The 21,211-nt window shown below is 39.1% G+C and carries 22 protein-coding genes; 18 read left to right on the forward strand and 4 right to left on the reverse strand.

The features are described from left to right. Positions 1 to 4: 4 nt before the first annotated feature. The 4 genes from DXD92_RS09080 to DXD92_RS09095 all read right to left on the reverse strand — a co-directional run bounded on the left by DXD92_RS09080 (position 5) and on the right by DXD92_RS09095 (position 2,969). Positions 5 to 1,624, reverse strand: coding sequence for an AAA family ATPase (locus DXD92_RS09080; RefSeq protein ID WP_055265153.1), 1,620 nt, complete (start codon positions 1,622 to 1,624; stop codon positions 5 to 7). Positions 1,625 to 1,643: 19 nt separating this feature from the next. Then, positions 1,644 to 2,216: a recombinase family protein gene (locus DXD92_RS09085; RefSeq protein WP_055265151.1), complete on the reverse strand. Its 573-nt coding sequence runs from the start codon at positions 2,214 to 2,216 to the stop codon at positions 1,644 to 1,646. Between the two features lie 132 nt (positions 2,217 to 2,348). Next, positions 2,349 to 2,513, reverse strand: coding sequence for a helix-turn-helix domain-containing protein (locus DXD92_RS09090; RefSeq protein WP_117812947.1), 165 nt, complete (start codon positions 2,511 to 2,513; stop codon positions 2,349 to 2,351). A 141-nt stretch (positions 2,514 to 2,654) separates the two neighbouring features. Then, on the reverse strand, positions 2,655 to 2,969 hold the full coding sequence (locus DXD92_RS09095) for a hypothetical protein (protein ID WP_117812948.1): 315 nt from the start codon (positions 2,967 to 2,969) through the stop codon (positions 2,655 to 2,657). Positions 2,970 to 3,179: 210 nt separating this feature from the next. On the opposite strand from DXD92_RS09095, the gene tnpA reads away from it, so the two are divergent. From tnpA to DXD92_RS09190, 18 genes are all read left to right on the forward strand, one after another. After that, the gene (tnpA, locus tag DXD92_RS09100; RefSeq protein WP_117812949.1) at positions 3,180 to 3,617 is read left to right on the forward strand and encodes an IS200/IS605 family transposase; all 438 of its coding nucleotides are present in this window, start codon (positions 3,180 to 3,182) and stop codon (positions 3,615 to 3,617) included. Next, a complete protein-coding gene (locus tag DXD92_RS09105) occupies positions 3,598 to 4,701 on the forward strand; it encodes an RNA-guided endonuclease TnpB family protein (RefSeq protein WP_055265145.1) in 1,104 nt (367 codons plus the stop codon). Before tnpA ends, DXD92_RS09105 begins: the two co-directional genes overlap by 20 nt. 1,061 nt (positions 4,702 to 5,762) lie before the next feature. Continuing rightward, positions 5,763 to 7,229: a group II intron reverse transcriptase/maturase gene (gene ltrA, locus DXD92_RS09110; protein WP_082424990.1), complete on the forward strand. Its 1,467-nt coding sequence runs from the start codon at positions 5,763 to 5,765 to the stop codon at positions 7,227 to 7,229. Between the two features lie 235 nt (positions 7,230 to 7,464). Next, positions 7,465 to 8,742 (forward strand): group II intron reverse transcriptase/maturase, encoded by a 1,278-nt coding sequence (ltrA, locus tag DXD92_RS09115; protein WP_118640434.1) that lies wholly within the window; start codon positions 7,465 to 7,467, stop codon positions 8,740 to 8,742. A 428-nt stretch (positions 8,743 to 9,170) separates the two neighbouring features. Next, positions 9,171 to 12,215 carry an SrtB-anchored collagen-binding adhesin gene (locus DXD92_RS09120; protein ID WP_117719194.1) on the forward strand — a complete coding sequence of 1,015 codons (3,045 nt, stop codon included), beginning with the start codon at positions 9,171 to 9,173 and terminating at the stop codon, positions 12,213 to 12,215. 234 nt (positions 12,216 to 12,449) lie between these two features. Then, positions 12,450 to 12,776, forward strand: a complete 327-nt coding sequence (locus DXD92_RS09130) for a YdcP family protein (RefSeq protein ID WP_002606075.1) — start codon at positions 12,450 to 12,452, stop codon at positions 12,774 to 12,776. A gap of 15 nt (positions 12,777 to 12,791) precedes the next feature. Then, entirely contained in the window at positions 12,792 to 13,175 is a 384-nt protein-coding gene (locus DXD92_RS09135) for a YdcP family protein (RefSeq protein WP_055297303.1), read from the forward strand. Positions 13,176 to 13,257: 82 nt separating this feature from the next. Next, entirely contained in the window at positions 13,258 to 13,920 is a 663-nt protein-coding gene (locus tag DXD92_RS09140; protein WP_028088146.1) for a response regulator transcription factor, read from the forward strand. A gap of 89 nt (positions 13,921 to 14,009) precedes the next feature. Further along, on the forward strand, positions 14,010 to 14,924 hold the full coding sequence (locus DXD92_RS09145) for an ATP-binding cassette domain-containing protein (protein WP_022621470.1): 915 nt from the start codon (positions 14,010 to 14,012) through the stop codon (positions 14,922 to 14,924). Further along, complete coding sequence (locus DXD92_RS09150; RefSeq protein ID WP_117719196.1) at positions 14,917 to 15,744, forward strand: ABC transporter permease subunit; 828 nt, start codon at positions 14,917 to 14,919, stop codon at positions 15,742 to 15,744. Before DXD92_RS09145 ends, DXD92_RS09150 begins: the two co-directional genes overlap by 8 nt. Before the next feature lie 11 nt (positions 15,745 to 15,755). Beyond that, complete coding sequence (locus DXD92_RS09155; protein WP_117719197.1) at positions 15,756 to 16,646, forward strand: sensor histidine kinase; 891 nt, start codon at positions 15,756 to 15,758, stop codon at positions 16,644 to 16,646. A gap of 71 nt (positions 16,647 to 16,717) precedes the next feature. Beyond that, complete coding sequence (locus DXD92_RS09160; RefSeq protein WP_118640435.1) at positions 16,718 to 18,112, forward strand: FtsK/SpoIIIE domain-containing protein; 1,395 nt, start codon at positions 16,718 to 16,720, stop codon at positions 18,110 to 18,112. Positions 18,113 to 18,294: 182 nt separating this feature from the next. Then, positions 18,295 to 19,491 carry a MobT family relaxase gene (mobT, locus tag DXD92_RS09165; RefSeq protein WP_003062030.1) on the forward strand — a complete coding sequence of 399 codons (1,197 nt, stop codon included), beginning with the start codon at positions 18,295 to 18,297 and terminating at the stop codon, positions 19,489 to 19,491. Between the two features lie 13 nt (positions 19,492 to 19,504). Then, on the forward strand, positions 19,505 to 19,639 hold the full coding sequence (locus tag DXD92_RS09170; protein ID WP_003061156.1) for a DUF3789 domain-containing protein: 135 nt from the start codon (positions 19,505 to 19,507) through the stop codon (positions 19,637 to 19,639). Position 19,640: 1 nt separating this feature from the next. Beyond that, the gene (locus tag DXD92_RS09175) at positions 19,641 to 19,862 is read left to right on the forward strand and encodes a hypothetical protein (RefSeq protein ID WP_003060793.1); all 222 of its coding nucleotides are present in this window, start codon (positions 19,641 to 19,643) and stop codon (positions 19,860 to 19,862) included. Between the two features lie 67 nt (positions 19,863 to 19,929). Continuing rightward, positions 19,930 to 20,349, forward strand: a complete 420-nt coding sequence (locus DXD92_RS09180; RefSeq protein ID WP_003060053.1) for a nuclear transport factor 2 family protein — start codon at positions 19,930 to 19,932, stop codon at positions 20,347 to 20,349. 90 nt (positions 20,350 to 20,439) lie between these two features. Next, positions 20,440 to 20,736 (forward strand): hypothetical protein, encoded by a 297-nt coding sequence (locus tag DXD92_RS09185; protein WP_008687105.1) that lies wholly within the window; start codon positions 20,440 to 20,442, stop codon positions 20,734 to 20,736. Beyond that, positions 20,655 to 21,158, forward strand: a complete 504-nt coding sequence (locus tag DXD92_RS09190) for an antirestriction protein ArdA (RefSeq protein WP_118640436.1) — start codon at positions 20,655 to 20,657, stop codon at positions 21,156 to 21,158. The genes DXD92_RS09185 and DXD92_RS09190 overlap by 82 nt, the downstream gene beginning before the upstream one ends. The last annotated feature ends 53 nt before the right edge of the window (positions 21,159 to 21,211 follow it).

Below are 21,211 nucleotides of genomic sequence, written 5' to 3' on the forward strand. Positions count from 1 at the left end.
TTCATTATAGTTTACGTGGTTTCTTTCTTGATGTAGTCTTGAGATTTGGTTTGGAAGTATTGCAGTTTTCATTAAGTAATTGTTTTATCTCTGGCCGTGGAGTATTGGAAACTATCGAAAGTCGTTTTAAATACGTTGCTGCATTCAAATAAAGTACATCATTTTGTTTTGAAGAAGCTCCCGTATAAAGTACCAAACGGCTTTTCACCTTTCCAAAATTTTCATCTATATATTCCAAAAAATCAGTGTTTCTTAAATGCTTTGTTTGATCTATTACGATCTGATTAGAGTATTTTACTTCAAACAGATAGCTTTCTCCTTTTTGCTTATCAACCAGTATCATATCAGCTTCAACATGCTGGTTGTTGTTTCTCAAGGTGATGCTTAATTGTGATACGTAATAACGATCCAGATCAATCTTTTGGAATGTTTTATATGTTTCCGCAAGAATTATATTTTCAAGTAAAATTCCTTTTACGAAATGATCTGCTCTTAAAATAAATAAATTTCTGTCAGCTATACCACAAGTATCCTTCCACATAGAATCATCCGCCAAATTTTTGATCAAAGCAGTTGAATGGGCATATATCATACCTGGTTGCATAAAAATTTCTAAATCTTCAGAACGTTCCCCACTATTCAATGAAATATATGATGGAATTTCGAGAAATAGTTCGAGTTCCAACAAGTAATTCTTTAGTTCATCCAGATGTCGCTTACTTAAAGACGTTTGCATTTCATCCAAATCCTTAATTCCCAAAGCATTCTTGGTTGCCTGATTGGCTTCTTCCGTGTTAATTAGTGACACATAAGATGGTTCTTGAATATTATGGATCGTAGAATACAGCGGGGCACTTTTAAAACACTTGTTAACTGCTTTGACCGTAGTGTAATAGCTGAACTTATTAATCATTTTATTCAAAACAGATTTCAATTCATTCTGTTCGTACAACTCAGTTATTGCAGCTCCATACCTTCTTGCATCTTCGCTTTTCTCCAATGAATGTAAAATATTTCCAACAATAGCGGTATTTTGATATTCTTCGCTGGCCTGCAATGTTTTATATGGACTTTTTGTTAATGTTCCTCCGTATTCAATATATTCATCTACGGAATCATTTTCGATAAGTTTTGAAAACTCCGCAAAAGGAATATAGGATGTATGTATCATTTGAATCCTATCATATAAAATATCGGATTGCGCAAGCATAATTCCCAATGAGTCCGTTCCAGCGATAACGATTTTAGCTCCTTTTGCTGCAAAATAATCTGAAAAAGTATTTCCATATTTTTGAAAGTCTGTAACTTCCGTTATTTCATCTAGGAAAAAGTTGCGAACGCCTTTATCGTATAAATCTTCCATTGCCTGCCGCAATTCAAGCATATCACATTCCCGTAGGCAAAGAATATATACTGTTTTTTCTTTGTCTTTATCCGATAGTTCTGATATATACTGATACATCATTACTGTTTTTCCGGTTCTTCGTAGGCCATATAAAGCACAAATCTTTCCAGGATATTCATGCTGCATGAAACCTTTCAATTGATTATAACAATCCCTTTTCCGAACATATGAAGTGGCGATTTGGTTTCCCATAATAATATTAATATTTTTTTCATACATAAATTGCGCCTCCATTTCTTCATTGACTTATTTTATATTCTCGGAACAAGCGGTCAAGCGTACATCTACTTATTTTCAATTCTTTTGCAATCTGCGTTTTCGTTGCCTGTCGGGTCATATAACGATTATAGTATTCTTCGATTCCAGGAACAACGATTTTGTTTCTTCCTTTGTAGCGTCCTTCTTTTTTGGCAATGGCTATTCCTTCCCGCTGCCGTTCCAGAATCATTTCTCGCTCAAACTCTGCAATGGCTGCCATCATGGTGAGCTGCAAACGTCCTGTCGGTGTCGATGTATCAAAGTTTTCTTTGAGACTTACGAACTTTGCTCCAGTATTCTCGATTCTTTTCACGATACTTAAGAGATCATATGCAGTCCGGCCGAGTCTGGAAAATTCTTCCACATATACGACATCATCTTCACGAATGAACCCCAGCATTTCCTGAAGTTTAGGTCTTTTCATCGTTTTACCGGATGCCTTCTCAATAAACCACTTATCAATATTATATTTTCCCAGTGCCTCTCGTTGCCTGGCTTCATTTTGTTCAACCGTTGATACTCTTACATAAGCAATATTCTTACCTTTACTCATTTTTTCCTCTTTGTACAAATAACTTCTTAGATATGGTCTACATTTTGTTCAATAATTGAATCTCTGACTTTATTTTAACATTTTATTGTCCATTTGACAATGTATAAAAACGTACACCCTATTTAGATATTTTTATTGTGACATCACATCTTCCCTTACAGCTTTTTCAAGAAGCTGACGAACATATTCAGGACAGCTGCTCTTACCGGATTCCCAGTTTTCCAAAGTTCGCACAGGAATATTATACTGCCTGGAGAATTCAGCTCTTGATTCAGAAAGCATCTCTCTTATTTCCATTTTTTCTTCCTCATTTGATATTACATATACTTTGCCATTGTGCTCCGCCAAAAGAATCCGTCATACAACCACTCAAGATCGTTTTTAAAAGTTGGCACATCGTGATGGTCTAATTCGGCAACGAATTTTACGTATTCATAGCTATAACCGTTTTTTTTGTAATACGTCAGCAGCGAGTTTATAGCTGTACAAAAAGTCTGCTTTATCAGCAACAGGATCTTCATCATCCCAACTCCACTCATCTTTTTCTTTCTCTTCATCTGTCATGGTGTCGTTTGCCTTTTTGTAAAAGAGAGAGAAAGCATATTTTTCTTCAGCCGGCAGATCTTCCATTTGCATCAAATGAGCCTTTCCCCAGGCATCATCAAAAATTTTTTTAAACTTTGACTTGAGTGGCATAGGAGTTTTATGCTTATACTGATTTATCGTGTCATCAATAATGAGCGCTAAATCCATATCAATGGGAAGTTGTTCTGTAACCAGATATACGCTTTTTTCATCGCAAACAATATAGAAGGTATCATTTTCAGTTTTTAACTATGCTCAGCAAGAAGTCCCCGACTTCTAAAGTGGGGGATGAATTGCGTCCGTCATAAAATATTGAAATACAGGATAAGAAGCGTTATAATAAAATCAGTCGAAGAAAAAAAGAAAGGCTGAACATATATGGAATTAGACAATAATGCACATTCGGTATTTTTGCTGTATTACCATCTTGTCCTTGTTGTCAAATACCGCAGGCAGGTCTTTGATGAAACGGTTTCCGAACGTTCAAAGGAAATCTTTGTGTATATTGCACCGAAGTATAACATTATGTTGCAGGAATGGAATTATGATAAAGATCATGTCCAGATTTTATTTCGGGCGCACCCAAATTCAGAAATCAGCAAATTCATAAATGCATATAAAAGTGCAAGCAGCAGACTCCTGAAAAAAGAATTTCCGCAGATACGGCAGAAACTGTGGAAAGAATGTTTCTGGAGCCAGAGTTTCTGCCTGCTTACAACAGGCGGCGCACCAATAGAAGTCATCAGAAAATATATTGAGTCACAGGGAGAAAAAAGCCGCAAAAGGGGCAGGTCTTATGGCAAACAAAGCATATAAATTCAGGATATATCCGAACAGGGAACAAAAAACACTGTTTGCCAAAACGTTTGGCTGTGTACGGTTCATCTATAATAAAATGCTGGATGATAAAATCAAATATTACGAGAAAACGAAAAAGAAACGGAACAATACCCCGGCGCAGTACAAAAAAGAATTTCCGTGGCTGAAAGAGGTTGACAGTCTAGCCCTTGCAAATGCACAGATGAATCTGCAAAAGGCATATAATAACTTCTTCCGGGATCCGAAAGTTGGATTTCCGAAATTCAAATCCAGACATAAAACCCGCGCTTCTTATACAACGAATAACCAGAAGGGCACGGTAGCCCTTGAAAATGGGCACCTGAAGCTTCCAAAAGCAGGGTATGTGAAGGTCAAACAGCACAGAGCGATACCGGAAGATTACCGGATCAAATCGGTCACCATCAGTCAAAATCCGGGCGGGGACTATTATGCAAGCGTTCTGTTCGAGTACGAAAACCAAGTACAAAAACAGCCCATGCATCAATTTCTTGGTTTGGATTTTTCCATGCAGGAACTGTACAGGGACAGTGAAGGCAGAGAACCGGAATATCCGGGATATTACAGAAAAGCGGAACAGAAATTAAAGAGAGAACAACGAAAGCTCTCAAAAATGCAGAAAGGTTCCAAAAACCGTGGAAAGCAGCGGATCCGGGTTGCCAGAATGCATGAGAAAGTAGCGGCCCAGCGCAGAGATTTTTTACACAAACAATCGCGAAAGATTGCAGATGCGTATGATTGCGTCTGTATAGAAGATCTCGATATGAAAGCAATGTCACAGGCGCTGCACTTTGGCAAATCCGTTTTGGATAACGGCTGGGGGATATTTGTGAATTTCCTGAAGTACAAAATGGAAGAACAGGGAAAACAGCTGGTGAAAGTAGGCCGTTTCTTTGCAAGCAGCCAGCTGTGCAGTGTATGCGGGTATAAGAATACCGAAACGAAGGATCTGCGAATCCGTGCATGGATCTGTCCGAAATGCGGTACACACCATGACAGGGATGTCAATGCTGCAGTCAATATCCGGAATGAGGGTATGCGTCTTATGTACAGCCTGCAGTGACAGGAATATAGAAAAAACCGTGGGGCACACGGGGATAGCTCGCTTATGCTTGACACAGTGGTGTCATCGAACGAGAACCGACGGTTCGCTTTTTGCGAAAGGAAGCCCCCGCCTCTGTAGGCGGGGGAGGATGTCAGTTCGCCCGGCGCGAACGTTATTCTTAAAGGTGAAAGTCCTAAGTGCGCCTGTTAGCGGGAAGCACATAGCCAACAAGGCAAGGGTGTCCATTGTGAGATGGAATCTGAAGGAAGCCTGAGGCAAACCATTGGTCCGACGGACAGAAATCATGTATAAGGCTTACAGTTCGGATAAGACTGCTGAACAAGTTGAAGTCCAATAGCTAACAGAGGACTGGTAGTAGACATGGCGGATAGGTGATGAGAAAGATAGCGTATTTTAACCGGGGAGATCCTATGAGTGGTTTCATCAGCCATAGTAACAACGAATCATAGGAAGTCAGCAGATGTCATAGTGTGCGACTTGCAAGTCGTCATTTAAATTGTGATAAATTCACTACTACATCCGTTTGTAGTATTTCTACCGCATAGTGCCCAGTAAGTAATGAAAGGTGCGGAGCAGCGGGACAACGTGAGAAAGACAGAAACCACATCTGTCCTATTGCAAGGAAAAGATATGCAAGGTTAACATATGTGAACTGTCGTAAGGGTCGTCACTCGTGTAAAAGGTGAAAGTGGTTGATACACCTTGACTAAAATAGTACGGAGTCAGGGACATGATAATTACTATGGTATCATGCCAAACGGACAGAGAACTCCCGGTCTATAGGCAGAACCTAAACATATCAAGATTATTTAAATGACGAAACAAGGTAAACCTTATGTGCTCCTGGGAAAAGGTAGGCTAATCGTAAGAAAAGCACAATGCACAGAAGGCAGAGGATGTTGGAAAAAGCGAAAGTTCATGTGTAATGCATGAAATAAGGGTTCAAGATTTGCCCTGTCCGAAAGGAAGCAGACTTCCAACGCGTATCAATTACATGAAGAAACTGGAAACTGTGAATGTATCAAGTTCAATGGCACATTTGTGAGGACAATACAGACATGAAACTTCAATGGAACCAGATAGATTGGAAGAAAGCAGAAGAACAAGTTAACAGGCTACAGATTCGAATTGTAAAGGCAACATTAGAACAAAAGCTGAGATTGGTTAAGAGATTACAGTATTTAATAACTAATTCATTTTACGCGAAGGCTCTGGCTGTTAAACGAGTGGTTAGCAACAGAGGAAAGAAAACTCCAGGTATAGATGGAGAATTTTGGAAATCTGATAAAGAAAAAGTAAACGCAGTAAGGAGCCTGGACTGCCAGACATATCATGCAAAACCATTGAAAAGGGTATATATCGAAAAGTTTGGCAAGAAAGAAAAGCGTCCTTTGGGAATACCTACTATGAGAGACCGGGCTATGCAGGCATTACAACTTCTTGCGCTGGAACCAGTGGCAGAAACAACTGCCGACAGGATCTCCTTTGGATTTCGGAAATACAGAAGTCCTGAAGATGCACGTGAGTATGCGTTTAGTGTACTTAGCAGAAAGGATTCTCCACAATGGATTCTGGAAGGGGATATAAAAAGCTGCTTTGATAAAATCAGCCATCGGTGGATGATGGATAACATTCCCGGAAACAAAAGAATTATGAAAGAGTTCATGCGTTGTGGATATGTAGAAAAGGGAAAGTTATATCCGACTATAGAAGGCTCTCCACAGGGAGGAGTTATCTCGCCAACTTATGCAAACATGGTACTTGATGGATTAGAACCCATGATACTGGATGTATACTGGAGAAGCAAAGTTAAAAGGACATTTAGTGTGAAGTACAATGCGCATAAAGTACATGTGGTGAGATTTGCTGACGACTTTATCGTTACAGCATCTGACAAAGAAACACTGAAAGAAATCAAACCAATGATAGAAAGATTTCTTGAAGAAAGAGGACTGAGACTGTCAGAAGAGAAAACGGTCATTACTCACATTAATGATGGATTCGACTTTCTGGGTTGGAACTTTCGTAAATTTAAAGGAAAACTGATTATCAAGCCGTCACATAAATCTATGAAGAAAATTACGAGAAAAATCAGTGAAATAATAAAAGAAAACCAGACAGCCACACAGGAAATACTCATAAAGAAAATAAATGAGGTGACAGTAGGATGGGCAAATTATCATCACTCATCATGTGCTAAGAAGTGCTTTCATACGTTGGATCATCGCATATGGGAAATGTTGTGGAGATGGTCCAAACGCAGACACCCAAACAAAAACAAGCACTGGATAGTTAACAAATACTGGAAAGAGCATAAAGGCAGAAAGTGGACATTTATGTCGGACAAAAACATCCTATTTCTGATGATGGATATGCCAATTGTGCGAAAAGGGCAAATATCTTTAAACAAGAATCCATTTCTTGACAGGGAATACTTTGAATGCCGAGCAAAAAGGCACCGTCTGAACCGAAAAAGAGCTATGAATTCCAATCGAGCCGCGCAAATGGGATATTATGCGTTATAGATACGTGAGCGGAATGCGGTGAAAGTCGCACGTTCCGTTCTTTGGGGAGGGAATAACCGTAAGGTTTGTCCCTTACCCGACAGCGAAGAAGTCCGGGAAACCGGATGGAGCAAAGGACAGAACAGTTAATCATCTGGAGTACGTCCTAATTGAGAGTTTTAGACGAAACACATGCCGAGAGGAGTACCACAAGTACTAAGTGGTCGGAACTCACGAAAAGGAAAGGAAACAGTGCATGGAGGAACAAGGAATATTTATAGAACGCATTCTGTCAAATGAAAACATGAATCGTGCCTACAAACAGGTGAAAAAGAATAAAGGTGCGGCAGGAATAGACGGAATGGAATGTGCCGATTTGCTTTCTCATTTGAAAGTAAATGGCCAGCAACTCAGAGAGAGTATAAGAAATCAGTCATACAAACCAATGCCAGTAAAGAGAGTGGAAATCCCTAAAGCAGACGGAAGCAAACGAAAACTTGGTATTCCAACTGTCACAGATCGCATGGTACAACAAGCAGCTGCACAGGTATTAACACCTATATATGAAAGAAAATTTCATGAGAACAGCTATGGATTCAGACCCGGAAAAAGTGCACAGAAGGCAGTATTAAAAGCAGTTGAATACATGAATGAAGGATATAACTGGGTCGTGGATATTGACTTGGAAAAGTTTTTTGATACGGTAGAACACGACAAGTTAATATCTGTTTTGAACAAAGAGATTAAGGATGGAAAAATACTTTCGCTAATCCGAAAATTTCTAGTAAGTGGAGTTATGGTTGGAGAACAGATAGAAGAAACAGAAATCGGAACCCCACAAGGGGGAAATATTTCACCACTTCTCGCTAACATACTGCTCAATGAATTGGATTGGGAACTTGAAAGCCGAGGACTTAAATTTGCACGATATGCAGATGACTGTATTATTTTTGTCAAAAGCGAAAAAGCTGCGGCAAGGGTAATGGAATCGGTCACGAAGTATGTTGAAAATGTTCTGCGGCTGAAAGTGAACAGGGGCAAAAGTAAAATAGGGAGACCCACAGAAATACAATATCTGGGATTTGCCTTCTATTATCAGTTTCAAGAAAAGAAATATAAGATAAAAGTCCCTAAAAAGTCATTGGATAAGGTAATGAAGAAAGTCAGAAAATTAACGAGCCGCAAGTGGGGTGTAAGTAACTCATATAAAGCCCAAAAGATAGCGGAAGTGGTAAGAGGCTGGATCAATTACTTTAAAATTGGCTCAATTCTTACAGCAACCCGAAGACTCGATACGGTTATTAGGTACAGGTTCAGAATGTGCATATGGAAACATTGGAAAAATCCTAAAACCAGATATAAAAATCTGGTAAAACTGGGTGTTAGTAAAAAGAATGCAAAAAGTGCGGCAGGGTTCCATGGATATGCTCGGGTTTGTCGTACAGAAACTATTTGCTATGCAATGTCAAATGCACGTCTGAAAGAGTTCGGGTTACTCTCAGCAGAGGAATATTTTTGTCAAACAAGATGTTAAGTTAACTGAACCGCCGGATGCGGAACCGCATGTCCGGTGGTGTGAGAGGTCGGCGGCGAAAGCCGCCTCCTACTCGATCTACATCGATCTTGAATCTTTGATTTGCGACTGGAAGTAAAACAAATTTGATGTTATCTTTATTTAAAAACACAATAAAAATCTGATTATCCGCTAAAACACAGTATCTATCAGCATTTTCAAGGAAACAAACACATCAATTTACTACTTATTTACTACTAACGAATGAGCCTTGATACGCAAGTTTTCCTAGATATGCAAAGATATGGTACAGCACATCAGTATTGAAACAAGAAAAAATTGAATAACTTATAGACTATGGAACGCCTAAAATGACGTTCCTTTTCTATTTTCAGCCGTTCATTATGGACGGTTATTTTATTACCAAAAATGAAAGGAGCATTAGATTTATGAAAAAGATGTTAAAACGATTGTGTACGGGCTTCTTAGCTCTTGCAACTGTCGTTACTGCTTTGCCGACTACACCCGTTCATGCAGAAAGTAAGCAATACTGGACGGAGTCAAAACAGCGTGTCGGTATCGTTGAAAAAGTAATGAATGACGGTTCGATTGGTTCTACCTTTAATGAGGGACATTTGACCGTTGAGGGCGAGGACGCTTACTGTATCGACATTAACACAGACTTTAAGAATGGCTACAAGACCAGAGCTGACGCAAGCACCCGTATGAGTGCCGACCAGATAAGCGACGTTGCCTTATCTATCGAATATGTAAAACAGTACACAGACAGCCACAGCGGAATAAGCAAAAATCACGCTTACCTTTTAAGACAGCTGGTTGTCTGGCAAAGATTGAGCGTACATCTTGGCTGGCAATGCGATAACGTGCGAGCTTCTTATAATGAAATTCCAAAAGCTACGCAGGACGAAGTTTTCTCTGGTGCAAGAGCCTTTGTCAAAGAGAATAAAGGACGCTATGAATGTGGCGGTTATATCTACTCTGGCGAGGGGCAGGAATTGGGACAATTCTGGGCGAAACTCAATGTTGGAAATGCGAAACTTCAAAAGACTTCCAGTAATACCAGCATTACAGACGGTAACGGGAATTACTCTATCGCTGGTGCGACATACGGTGTCTTTGCTGATAAGGACTGCACGAAACAGCTTGCCACCCTTACGACTGATGAAAACGGAAATACAGATGTCGTAGAGGTAAAGGCTGACACAGTCTATATCAAGGAATTATCCGCACCAGCAGGATATAAGGTTGATACAAATATATATTCCTTAAAGGTTGAAGCTGGAAGGACAGCGACCTTGAACGTATCAGATACACCAAAGGTAACAGACACTTTGATTGAACTCTTCAAGATTGATATGGAAACACAGAAAGACAATCCGCAAGGGAGCGCTTCTTTAGCAGGTGCGGAATTTACATGGAAGTATTATGCAGGCTTCTACAATAAAGACAATCTCCCTGCCGAAGCTACAAGAACATGGGTTACAAAGACAATCGCCGAAACAGACAGCGACGGTACAATCCATTATGTTACAAAATTAGCGGACACATACAAAGTATCTGGCGACAGTTTCTATATGCAGGACGGCAAGGCAGTTCTTCCACTTGGGACACTAACCGTTGAGGAAACAAAAGCTCCAAACGGCTACTTGTTAGAGGGTGCATATATGCAGGCTGGCGATAAGTCCGAACAGATTAAGGGCTTATATGTAACACAGATTACCGAGGACGGCGACCTTGCCGTACTTACTGGAAGTAACCAGTTTTCCGTATCAGACAAGGTTATCCGTGGCGGTGTCAAAATTCAGAAACGAGATTTAGAAACGGGCGATACGAAGCCACAAGGAAGTGCCACTTTGAAAGATACTGCTTTTGACATCATTTCCTTAAATGATAATGCAGTATTGGTTGAGGGCAAGTTATATAAGAAAAATGAAGTGGTAAAAACAATCCATACAGACCTTGAGGGTGTCGCTTCTACTTCTGCTGACCTTTTACCTTATGGAAAATTCCGTATCGCTGAAAGTGAAGCTCCAAACGGATATTTGACAGACGGTGCAAAACCGATTGATTTTGCAATCACAGAGAATGGAAAAATCGTGGACTTAACCGACGAAGCCCATTCTATCTACAATCAGATTAAGCGTGGAGATATTGAGGGCGTAAAAATCGGTGCAGGCACACACAAGCGTCTTGCTGATGTTCCCTTTAGGATCACAAGCAAGACGACTGGGGAAAGTCATGTTGTAGTAACTGATGATAACGGGCAATTCTCCACTTCTGCTGACTGGGCTTCCCATAAGCACAATACCAACGCAGGCAAGACCAGCGAGGACGGTGTATGGTTTGGGACTTCTGAACCAGACGACAGCAAAGGTGCGTTACCTTACGATACTTATATCATTGAAGAATTACGCTCTGACAGCAACAAAGGTTTTGAACTTATCCCACCATTTGAAATCGTGGTATCAAGAAATAACCTTGTGATTGATTTAGGAACGCTGACTGATGAATACGAAAAAGAAATCTCTATCCATACCACAGCGACCAGCAAAGACGGCGAAAAGACTATCCTTGCAGGAAAAGAGGTTACAATCGTTGATACAGTCAAATTAGACGGACTTACAAAAGGCACAAAGTATCAGCTCAAAGGCTGGCAGATGTTAAAGGAAGAAAACGCCGAGCTTATCATTGACGGGAAACGTGTAGAAAACGATTATACCTTTGTCGCTGATGATGAAGAAATGAAAGTGGAAATTTCCTATACATTCAATGCGTCTGCTTTAGGTGGCAAAAACCTTGTTACCTTTGAAGAATTATATGATTTCAGCAATTCAGACGAACCCGTAAAAGTTGCAGAACACAAAGACATTGAGGACGACGGGCAAACGGTACTTATCACAGAGCGTATCATCAAGATACATACTACCGTTACCGATAAGGACGGCAATAAAGAGCTTAAAGCAGGAAAAGACGTTACAATCATTGATACCGTAACCTTAGAGGGCTTAGAAGTCGGTACACAGTACAAACTTGTGGGCTGGCAGATGTTGAAAGAAGAAAATGCAGAACTTCTTATCAATGGAAAACGTGTGGAAAGTGATTACACTTTTATTGCTGACAGCGAAGCTATGAAAGTGGAAGTTGCTTTTACGTTTGACGCTACTTCTCTTGACGGCAAACAGCTTGTAACTTTTGAGGAATTATACGATTTAAGCAATCCAGACGAGCCGAAGAAAGTTACCGAGCATAAGGATATTGAGGATAAGGGACAGACGATTACCTTTAAGGAAAAGCCAGAAGAACCAGAGAAACCCGAAACACCACCGACACCGGAAAAGCCTAACAGACCTAGCGACAGTCCCAAAACGGGCGACAGTACAAATGTAATGGCATTTATCGTGATGTTGCTTGCGTCTGCTGGTGGACTGGCTGGAACATATCTTTACAAACGCCGTAAAATGAAGAAATCATAAGGCGGTAACGGTATGAGGAAAGAAAAATCACGCTCTCCGCCGAAGCTGTCAAACGGCAGATTTTTGCTTATTCTGGCTTGTCTGCCAACAACCTGCAAGAACACGGATAGTCAAGGGTGCGTAAGCATTGATTTTACCCTTTACTATCTGGGGGATTGCTGGTACTTCCCGAACCGCCAGAATAAGAAATCACAATCAATTTATCAAAAATAGAAAGAAACGAGGTAAAACAATATGGAAATGAAATATGTCGTGCCAGATATGGCACAGTCTTTTGGAACTCTTGAATTTGCAGGCGAAAGTGAGCCAGTCTTTGAAAGAGATAAAAATAACCGCAGGGTCTTAGCCAGACGAAGCTATAACCTTTATTCTGACGTACAGAAAGGCGAAAATGTTGTGGTAGAAATTCCCGTGCAGGCTGGCGAAAAGCATTTCAAGTATGAACAGAAAGTAAAACTTGTCAATCCGAAGTTATACGGCAGAGGTTACGCAATCGGGGATATGGGACATACCGATTATGTGTTAGTTGCTGATGATATTGTAGCAGTTGAAGAAAAGTAAAGGAGTGAAGAATTTATGAGATTATCAAACGGGTTTGTTATTGACAAAGAGAAAACATTTGGAGAATTAAAATTTACAGCGGTGCGAGATGTGTTCTTGCAGAATGAGGACGGGACACCGAGTACCCAGCTTAAAAAGCGTATCTATGATTTGAAGTGCAGTCTGCATGGTGGAATTATCCCCGTGTCCGTACCGCCAGAAGTACCGTTAAGGGAATTTCCGTACAATGCGGTTGTGGAGCTTGTCAATCCCGTAGCCGATACGGTATCAAGAAAAACCTATACGGGTGCAGATGTGGACTGGTATGTAAAGGCAGAGGATATTGTATTGAAGAATAAAGGCAATCAGAACGCAGGTAATCCACAGAACCCTACACCGCAGGGACAACAGAAAAAATAGGATTGCCGAGTAAAAATTATATTGTAGAGCATACTGCATAACGGTATAATTATTTCATATCAAATATAATGGAGTGATGAAAATGAAGCATATCTTAATTGTTGATGATGATATTCATATAAACAAAATGTTGGACGAAGTTTTAGTACATGAAAGATATATGGTTTCCCATGCTTACTCTGGTACAGAAGCATTATTATTTTTAGCAGATACAAAACCAGATTTGATTTTGCTAGACTTAATGTTACCGGGATTGTCTGGGGAAGAATTATTACCACAAATATCAGATATTCCCATTATTGTTATGAGTGCAAAAGTAGATGTTGAAGATAAGGTATCTCTTTTACTTGGTGGTGCAGTTGATTATGTTACTAAGCCTTTTGATACAAAAGAATTATTGGCAAGAATTACTGTTGCACTTAGAGTTAAAACACCCTCATTAAACAGAACATTAGAATTTGAAGATATTACATTGGATACATTTACTTATGAAGTGTTCATAGAGGACAAAAAAGTAAAACTGACGAGAACGGAATATGCTATTTTGAAATTGTTAATACAAAATCCGAAGCAAGTTATTGTAAAGTCATTTCTTTTAGAAAAAATTAGTGAGGACACACCAGACTGTACTGAAAGCTCATTAAAAATGCACATTAGTAATTTAAGAAAAAAACTTCGTGATATAAGTGGAAAAGATTATATTGAAGCTGTTTGGGGAATTGGATTTAAAATGAGAACAGAATAAATCTTTACTGTTTCTTTACTGTTTTCTTTACCGTTTTCTTTACTCTTACAAGATAGAATAACTATATCAGAAAACAGGAGGTAAAAATCATGGAATATGTTCTTAAAACAAATTCTTTATGTAAGAACTACGGGCATTTTAAAGCACTCAACGGCTTATCAATGAATGTGCCTAAAGGTTCGATTTATGGTCTTATCGGCAAAAACGGAGCAGGCAAAACAACTCTTATACGGTTGATATGTGGTTTACAAGAGCCTACATCTGGCGACTATGTTCTTTATGGCAAAAAGCACATAGATAAAGACATTACAAAATCTCGTCGCAGAATGGGAGCAATCGTAGAAACACCGTCAATTTATGTTGATTTAACAGCGTATGAAAATTTAAAGGAGCAATACAAAGTATTAGGTATTCCCTCTGATGATGGAATTTCCGAAATATTAAAATTAGTTGGTCTTGAAAATACGGGAAATAAAAAAGCAAAAAATTTTTCTCTTGGTATGCGTCAAAGACTAGGTATTGCGGTTGCTCTTGCAGGTTCGCCAGATTTTCTCGTTCTTGATGAGCCAGTCAATGGACTTGACCCACAAGGAATTATAGAAATTAGGGAATTGATCTTGAAGCTCAATCAAGAACATGGAATTACCGTTTTGATTTCTAGTCATATATTAGACGAGCTATCAAAACTGGCAACATACTATGGCTTTATTGACAATGGTAAAATGATAAAACAGATTAGCTCTATTGAATTGGAAAGTAAATGCCGAAAATGTACTCATTTAAAAGTATCAAGCACAAAAACCCTTGCTTATGTTTTAGACACTATGAACATTGAATATAAAATACTTTCTAATACAGAAGCGGATATTTTTGAAAAAGTTAATATTTCAAAATTAACGACAGAATTATCCAAAAAAGATTGTGAAGTTATTTCGATACATGAACATGATGAAAGTTTAGAAAGTTATTTTGTTAGCTTGGTAGGGGGTGCAAGACATGAATAAATTATTATCTGCTAATTTCTTTCGATTAAGGAAAAATAAATGTTTTTGGGGTTCATTAGCTTTTATGTTTGTGATTGGAATAGCTAGCCCACTATTGAGATATAGGGATATGAAACAGTCTGGATATATCAATAATCTTGACAATGGATTTTTCATGTGTGCATTGTTCATAGGAATTATTCTTGCTGTATTTTGTAGTCTTTTTATCGGTACAGAACATAATGACGGGACAATCAGAAACAAAATTATCGTAGGACAGAAAAGAGAAACTATTTATTTATCAAATATGGTAACTTGTTCTATTATTGCAATTACAATGTGTATTGTGTTTTTTGTTCCGTATCTCAGCGTTGGAATTCCTTTACTTGGATTTTTTGTTGCTGATATGAAAATGATTGTAATGATAGGAGTAACTGTCTTGGTTTTATCAGTTACATTTGCTTCTCTTTTTACACTTGTAGCAATGCTCTCTCAAAATAAAGCTATTATTGCAGTAGCTTGTATTCTATTTTCATTTGGGCTTTTGTTTGCTGGTGCAATATGTAATAGAATGTTGGACGCTCCAAAAACTATTCCAGCTTATTCGATAGGAGAAAATGGAGAAAACACAGCTCAAGAAATGGAAAATCCAAAATATTTAGACGGAACAAAACGAGAAATTGTGCAATTCATTTATGATGTAAATCCAGGCGGTCAAGCAATTCAATGTTCAACAATGCAAGTTGTTAATTTAACACGATTGCCTATATATTCCTTAGTAATCGTTATACTTACAACTGGTGCAGGTGTTTGGATTTTCAAGAAAAAAGATTTAAAGTAAAGGAGTGAAAAATTATGCTATGGTTATGGCTTTTCATAAGTGGACTGATTTTAGTGATTGTCTTGTTACTTATCAAGATACATTTATTACGAAAATCTGCAAAAGAAATAGAATGTTCATTCGCTGAAAAGCTCATAACCGATAGTAATACTCTGATTGATATTTCAAGCAACGATAAATATATGTGTCATTTAGCAAATGAAATAAATATCCAGCTACGAAAGCTCCGAGCTGAACGCAGAAAATTTCAAAAAGGCGATATAGAATTAAAAAATGCTGTTACAAATGTTTCTCACGATTTACGCACACCGCTAACCGCAATATATGGCTATTTGGATTTACTTGAACAAGAAGAAAAAAGTGAAAAAGTGAATAGATATATTGCTGTCATAAAAAATCGTACAGAAATGCTAAAACAACTAACAGAAGAATTATTTCGTTATTCTGTGATTTTAACTTCAGAAGAAGATTTAAAAATTGAACCTATTACTATTAACAATGTATTAGAGGAAAGTATCGCTTCATTCTATACAATTTTAAAAGAAAAGCAAATTTCTCCTAAGATTATCATTCCACAGAAAAAGATAGTTCGTAATCTTGACCGTTCTGCAATATCAAGAATATTTGCAAATTTATTGAATAATGTGGTCAAGTACAGTAATGGTGATTTAGAAGTTACATTATTTGAAAATGGAGAAATTCATTTTATAAACCATGCTTCAAATTTGACTGAAATAGAAGTTGGAAAATTATTTGACCGATTTTATACAGTTAATAATGCTAGAAATTCAACTGGACTGGGATTGTCTATTTCAAAAGCATTAGTTGAAAAGATGAATGGTACAATTTCAGCCGAGTATAATAATGAAATGCTTAATATTTGCATTGTGTTTGATTTGTGAAAATAACTTTTTATAGCAGTTAGTCTTTGGATTGACTGCTTTTTTCGTACCCAGAAAGGAGTGATTGATTTATGCGTAAGATTTGGAACAAAGGACACCGTATCAGAGCCAGCGACAAGCACCTTGTCTATCACTTTTCCATAGGAACGCTTCTGTTTGTATTTGTAGCGGTTCTTTTGCTACTGAATATCAAACAGCTCATGCGTACCGATTGGGAGCATTTCAGCTTGTTTGAGAATGGCTTGACGCTTTCCCCTTGCAACTTCATAACCATACTGATAGCGACTGGTGTTTGTGCATTGGTCGCTTTTCTGTATTACCGCTTCTGTTATGACAGTTTCAAGAAGCTCCTGCACCGTCAAAAGCTGGCAAGAATGATACTGGAAAATAAGTGGTATGAAGCCGATACCATACAAGACAGCGGTTTTTTTACTGACCTGCAAAGCAGATCAAGGGAAAAAATCGTCTGGTTTCCGAAGATTTATTATCAAATGGAAAAAGGCTTGCTTCATATCCGCTGTGAAATTACGCTGGGGAAATATCAAGACCAGCTTTTACGGTTAGAGGATAAATTGGAAAGTGGCTTGTATTGTGAGCTGACCGACAAGACCCTGCATGACGGATATATCGAATATACCCTGCTTTATGATATGATAGCGAACCGCATTACCATTGATGAAGTACGGGCAGAAAACGGCAGTCTTAGACTGATGAAAAATCTTGTCTGGGAATATGACGCACTCCCACACGCTCTGATTGCTGGTGGGACTGGTGGCGGTAAAACCTATTTTCTGCTGACGCTCATTGAAGCCTTACTGCATACCAACGCTGTCCTTTATATCTTAGACCCGAAGAACGGTGACCTTGCAGACTTGGGGACAGTTATGGGAAATGTGTATCACACTAAAGAAGAAATGATAGATTGCGTCCATGCCTTTTATGAGGGCATGGTACAGCGAAGCGAGGAAATGAAGCGACACCCTAACTATAAGACGGGCGAAAACTACGCCTATCTGGGACTGCCACCCTGTTTTCTTATCTTTGATGAATATGTAGCATTTTTTGAAATGCTGGGGGCGAAAGAAAGCGTGAGCCTGCTTAGCCAGTTAAAGAAAATTGTCATGCTGGGACGGCAGGCTGGATATTTCCTTATCGTTGCCTGCCAGCGTCCAGACGCAAAGTATTTCTCGGACGGTATCCGAGATAACTTCAATTTCCGTGTGGGATTGGGGCGTATCAGCGAATTAGGTTACGGTATGCTGTTTGGTTCAGATGTGAAAAAGCAGTTTTTTCAGAAGCGTATCAAGGGGCGTGGCTACTGTGATGTGGGAACAAGCGTGATAAGCGAATTTTACACGCCTTTAGTCCCGAAAGGACATGATTTTTTGCAGACTATCGGCTCTCTTGCACAAGCAAGGCAGGACGGGACGGCGACGTGCGAAGCGAAAGGCGACGGCACGGACTAGCCGTTGCTGGTGTGGCGAAGCCACGCCAGCAGGTAAAACCCCTCGGTATCTAACAGAGGGGTACGTTTGCAAATAGACAATAGACAAAAAACATAGGAAACATAAGGCTTCTGGCATGGTTTTCTAGCAAAAATCGGCTGTGAAGTCGCCTTAAAAAACTTCACACTTTACAGATTGGGGGTATGGTTCTGAATGAAGAACAACGGATAAAAGAATTACGGGAGAAACGGATTGCTTACGGTATCTCACAAGGCAGGCTGGCGGTGGCTTCTGGTATCACAAGGGAATATTTCAACAAGATAGAAAGTGGAAAAATGAAGCCGTCAAAGGAACTTCTGGAAACTCTGCATAAGGAACTGGCAAGGTTCAATCCAGAAGTACCGCTTACCATGCTGTTTGATTATGTGAAAATTCGTTTTCCCACGCTGGATATACAGCACATCATCAAAGATATATTAAAACTGAATATCAATTATATGCTCCATGAAGATTACGGACATTACAGTTATACGGAGCATTATTCTTTAGGGGACATCTTTATCTATACGTCGGCTGACGAAGAAAAAGGTGTCCTTTTAGAGTTAAAGGGGCGTGGTTGCCGACAGTTTGAAAGTTACCTGCTGGCACAACAAAGAAGTTGGTATGACTTTCTCATGGACGCACTCATAGACGGTGGCGTGATGAAGCGTATCGACCTTGCTATCAACGACCATACGGGTATTTTGGATATTCCAGAGCTTGCGGAAAAATGCAGGAAACGGGAATATATCGGAAAGTCCAGAAGTTATAAGTTTTATCAGTCGGGCGAGCTTATCAAGCATAGAGAGGACGACAGAGAATATATGGGACGCACCCTTTATCTTGGTTCGCTAAAATCAGATGTGTATTTCTGTATCTATGAAAAGGACTATGAGCAGTACGTCAAGTTAGGGACACCGCTGGAAGAAGCCGACATTATCAACCGTTTTGAGATACGGCTTAGAAATGAACGTGCCTATTATGCAGTACGAGATTTGCTGACCTATTATGACGCAGAGCAGACTGCCTTTTCTATCATCAACCAGTATGTGCGGTTTGTTGATGAAGAAGCAGACAAGCGAAAAAATGACTGGAAACTCAATGACCGCTGGGCGTGGTTTATCGGCGATAACAGACAGAGCTTGAAGCTGACGACAAAGCCAGAGCCTTACACCTTAGACCGTACATTGCGGTGGGTACAACGGCAGGTAGCACCGACCTTGAAAATGCTGAAAAGGATTGATAAGGGAAACGGAACAGACTACATGAAAACTATCGAACAGCAGGCAAAGCTCACAGAAAAGCATGAAATGATAATCAAACAGCAGACGACCCCTGCAAAAGATTTAGTAGAAAGTTAGGAGTGATGAAAAAATGTGGGAATTATTGAAAGACTTCCTGCTGGTATCTGTTGGAACGGGTATCGGCGTAGCCTTGATGTGTATTTTAAGTGTTGGCAAAGGAGCTGACTATGAAATGAAGAAATTAAAAGAAAGCGAGGACAAATAACATGAATTTCGGGCAAAATTTGTATCAATGGTTTTTAAGCAACGCACAGAGCTTAGTGCTTATGTCGATTGTGGTTATCGGTATCTACTTAGGGTTCAAGCGTGAGTTTTCAAAACTTATCGGTTTCTTGGTAGTTGCCTTGATTGCTGTCGGCTTGGTATTCAATGCTGGCGGTGTGAAAGATGTACTGTTAGAGCTGTTCAATAAGATTATCGGTGCATAAAATTTTATTGTGTGGCTGATGTATGGGTGCTATAATGTGAAAAAAGAAGTAATCGAGGTGTTCTATTTTGAATGAGAGAGAAAAAATTATTCGTTTATGGTTTGATATGTGGTTGAAACAGCAAGACTTAGGAATAGATAAAATTTTTACAGAAGATGTTGTTTATACGGAAAGCTGGTGTCCTAAATATGAAAATCTTAAAACAGTAAAACATTGGTTTAATGAATGGAATACTCGTGGTAAAGTCATTATTTGGGATATTAAACAGTTCTTTCATAAAGAAAATCAAACTGTCGTAGAATGGTATTTTAAAAATGAAATGAATACGGGAAGCGTTGAAGAATTTGACGGTATTTCCTTAATTGAATGGACAGAAGATAACAAAATCAAATCATTAAAAGAATATGGTTGCAATCTGAATAACTATAATCCATATCAACACAGCGATAACCCTCAATTTAGAGATGAAAAAACAAACTGGTTTTAAAACTTAATCAAATTATATCCATATACATAAAGCAGTTAGTCTTAGGATTGACTGCTTTTTTCTTACCTAAAATCAGATTGGAGTGATGAAATGAGCGATATTTTTAAGGATATGCAGGCAAACGTCGGCTGTGATTATATTTCTAACCTGCCCTCTTACAAGCGTAAAGTGTGGCATGAAATGAAGCGATTACCGCTTACGAATTATGATATAAAACAGTTAGAAGATTTTTCAAAGTATGTGTTTGGTATGTCGTACCAGAGCTTAAAAGATGTGATGAAGCAACAGAAAGGACGTGAGGAACAATGCAGGAAACAAGGGTGCTGGTGGAAACGAGAGGAACAACTGGCGAAGAAACAATATCATACTGGTTCGACCTGCCGATAGATGTTGCCGAGTTTGAAGAAAAGTTAGGTATCGGTGCAGAAAGTGGGGATTATCGTATTATCGAAAAGGTGTTGCCTTATGCTGATGAAGTCCACGAACACACCAGCGTGTACCAGCTCAACGAATTAGATTTTATGTACCGCCAGCTTTCAAGTGATATGCAGGAAGAATATGTATCACTACTTACGGTGTTTGAGAATTTAGAAGCACTTTATATTTGCAGGAACGTGATTACGGTTTATCCCGACTGCAAAAGCATGATAGATGTTGCAAGGCAAAAGCTGATGAACGACCCGACGTTCAAACATCTGTCCGACGACTGTCAAGAATACTACTTTGACTTTGAAGCCTATGCTTCTCACTTGCAGGAACACGGGGAATTTTTAGTAACGGAACACGGTATCTTTGAATTGCCAGAGTAGGAAATGAGGTGACAAACTATAAACAGTCAAGAGAATTTTGAAATTTTTTTGAA

Origin of the sequence: Blautia sp. TM10-2 (assembly GCF_003480845.1) — a bacterium.
Taxonomy (GTDB): domain Bacteria; phylum Bacillota; class Clostridia; order Lachnospirales; family Lachnospiraceae; genus Fusicatenibacter; species Fusicatenibacter saccharivorans.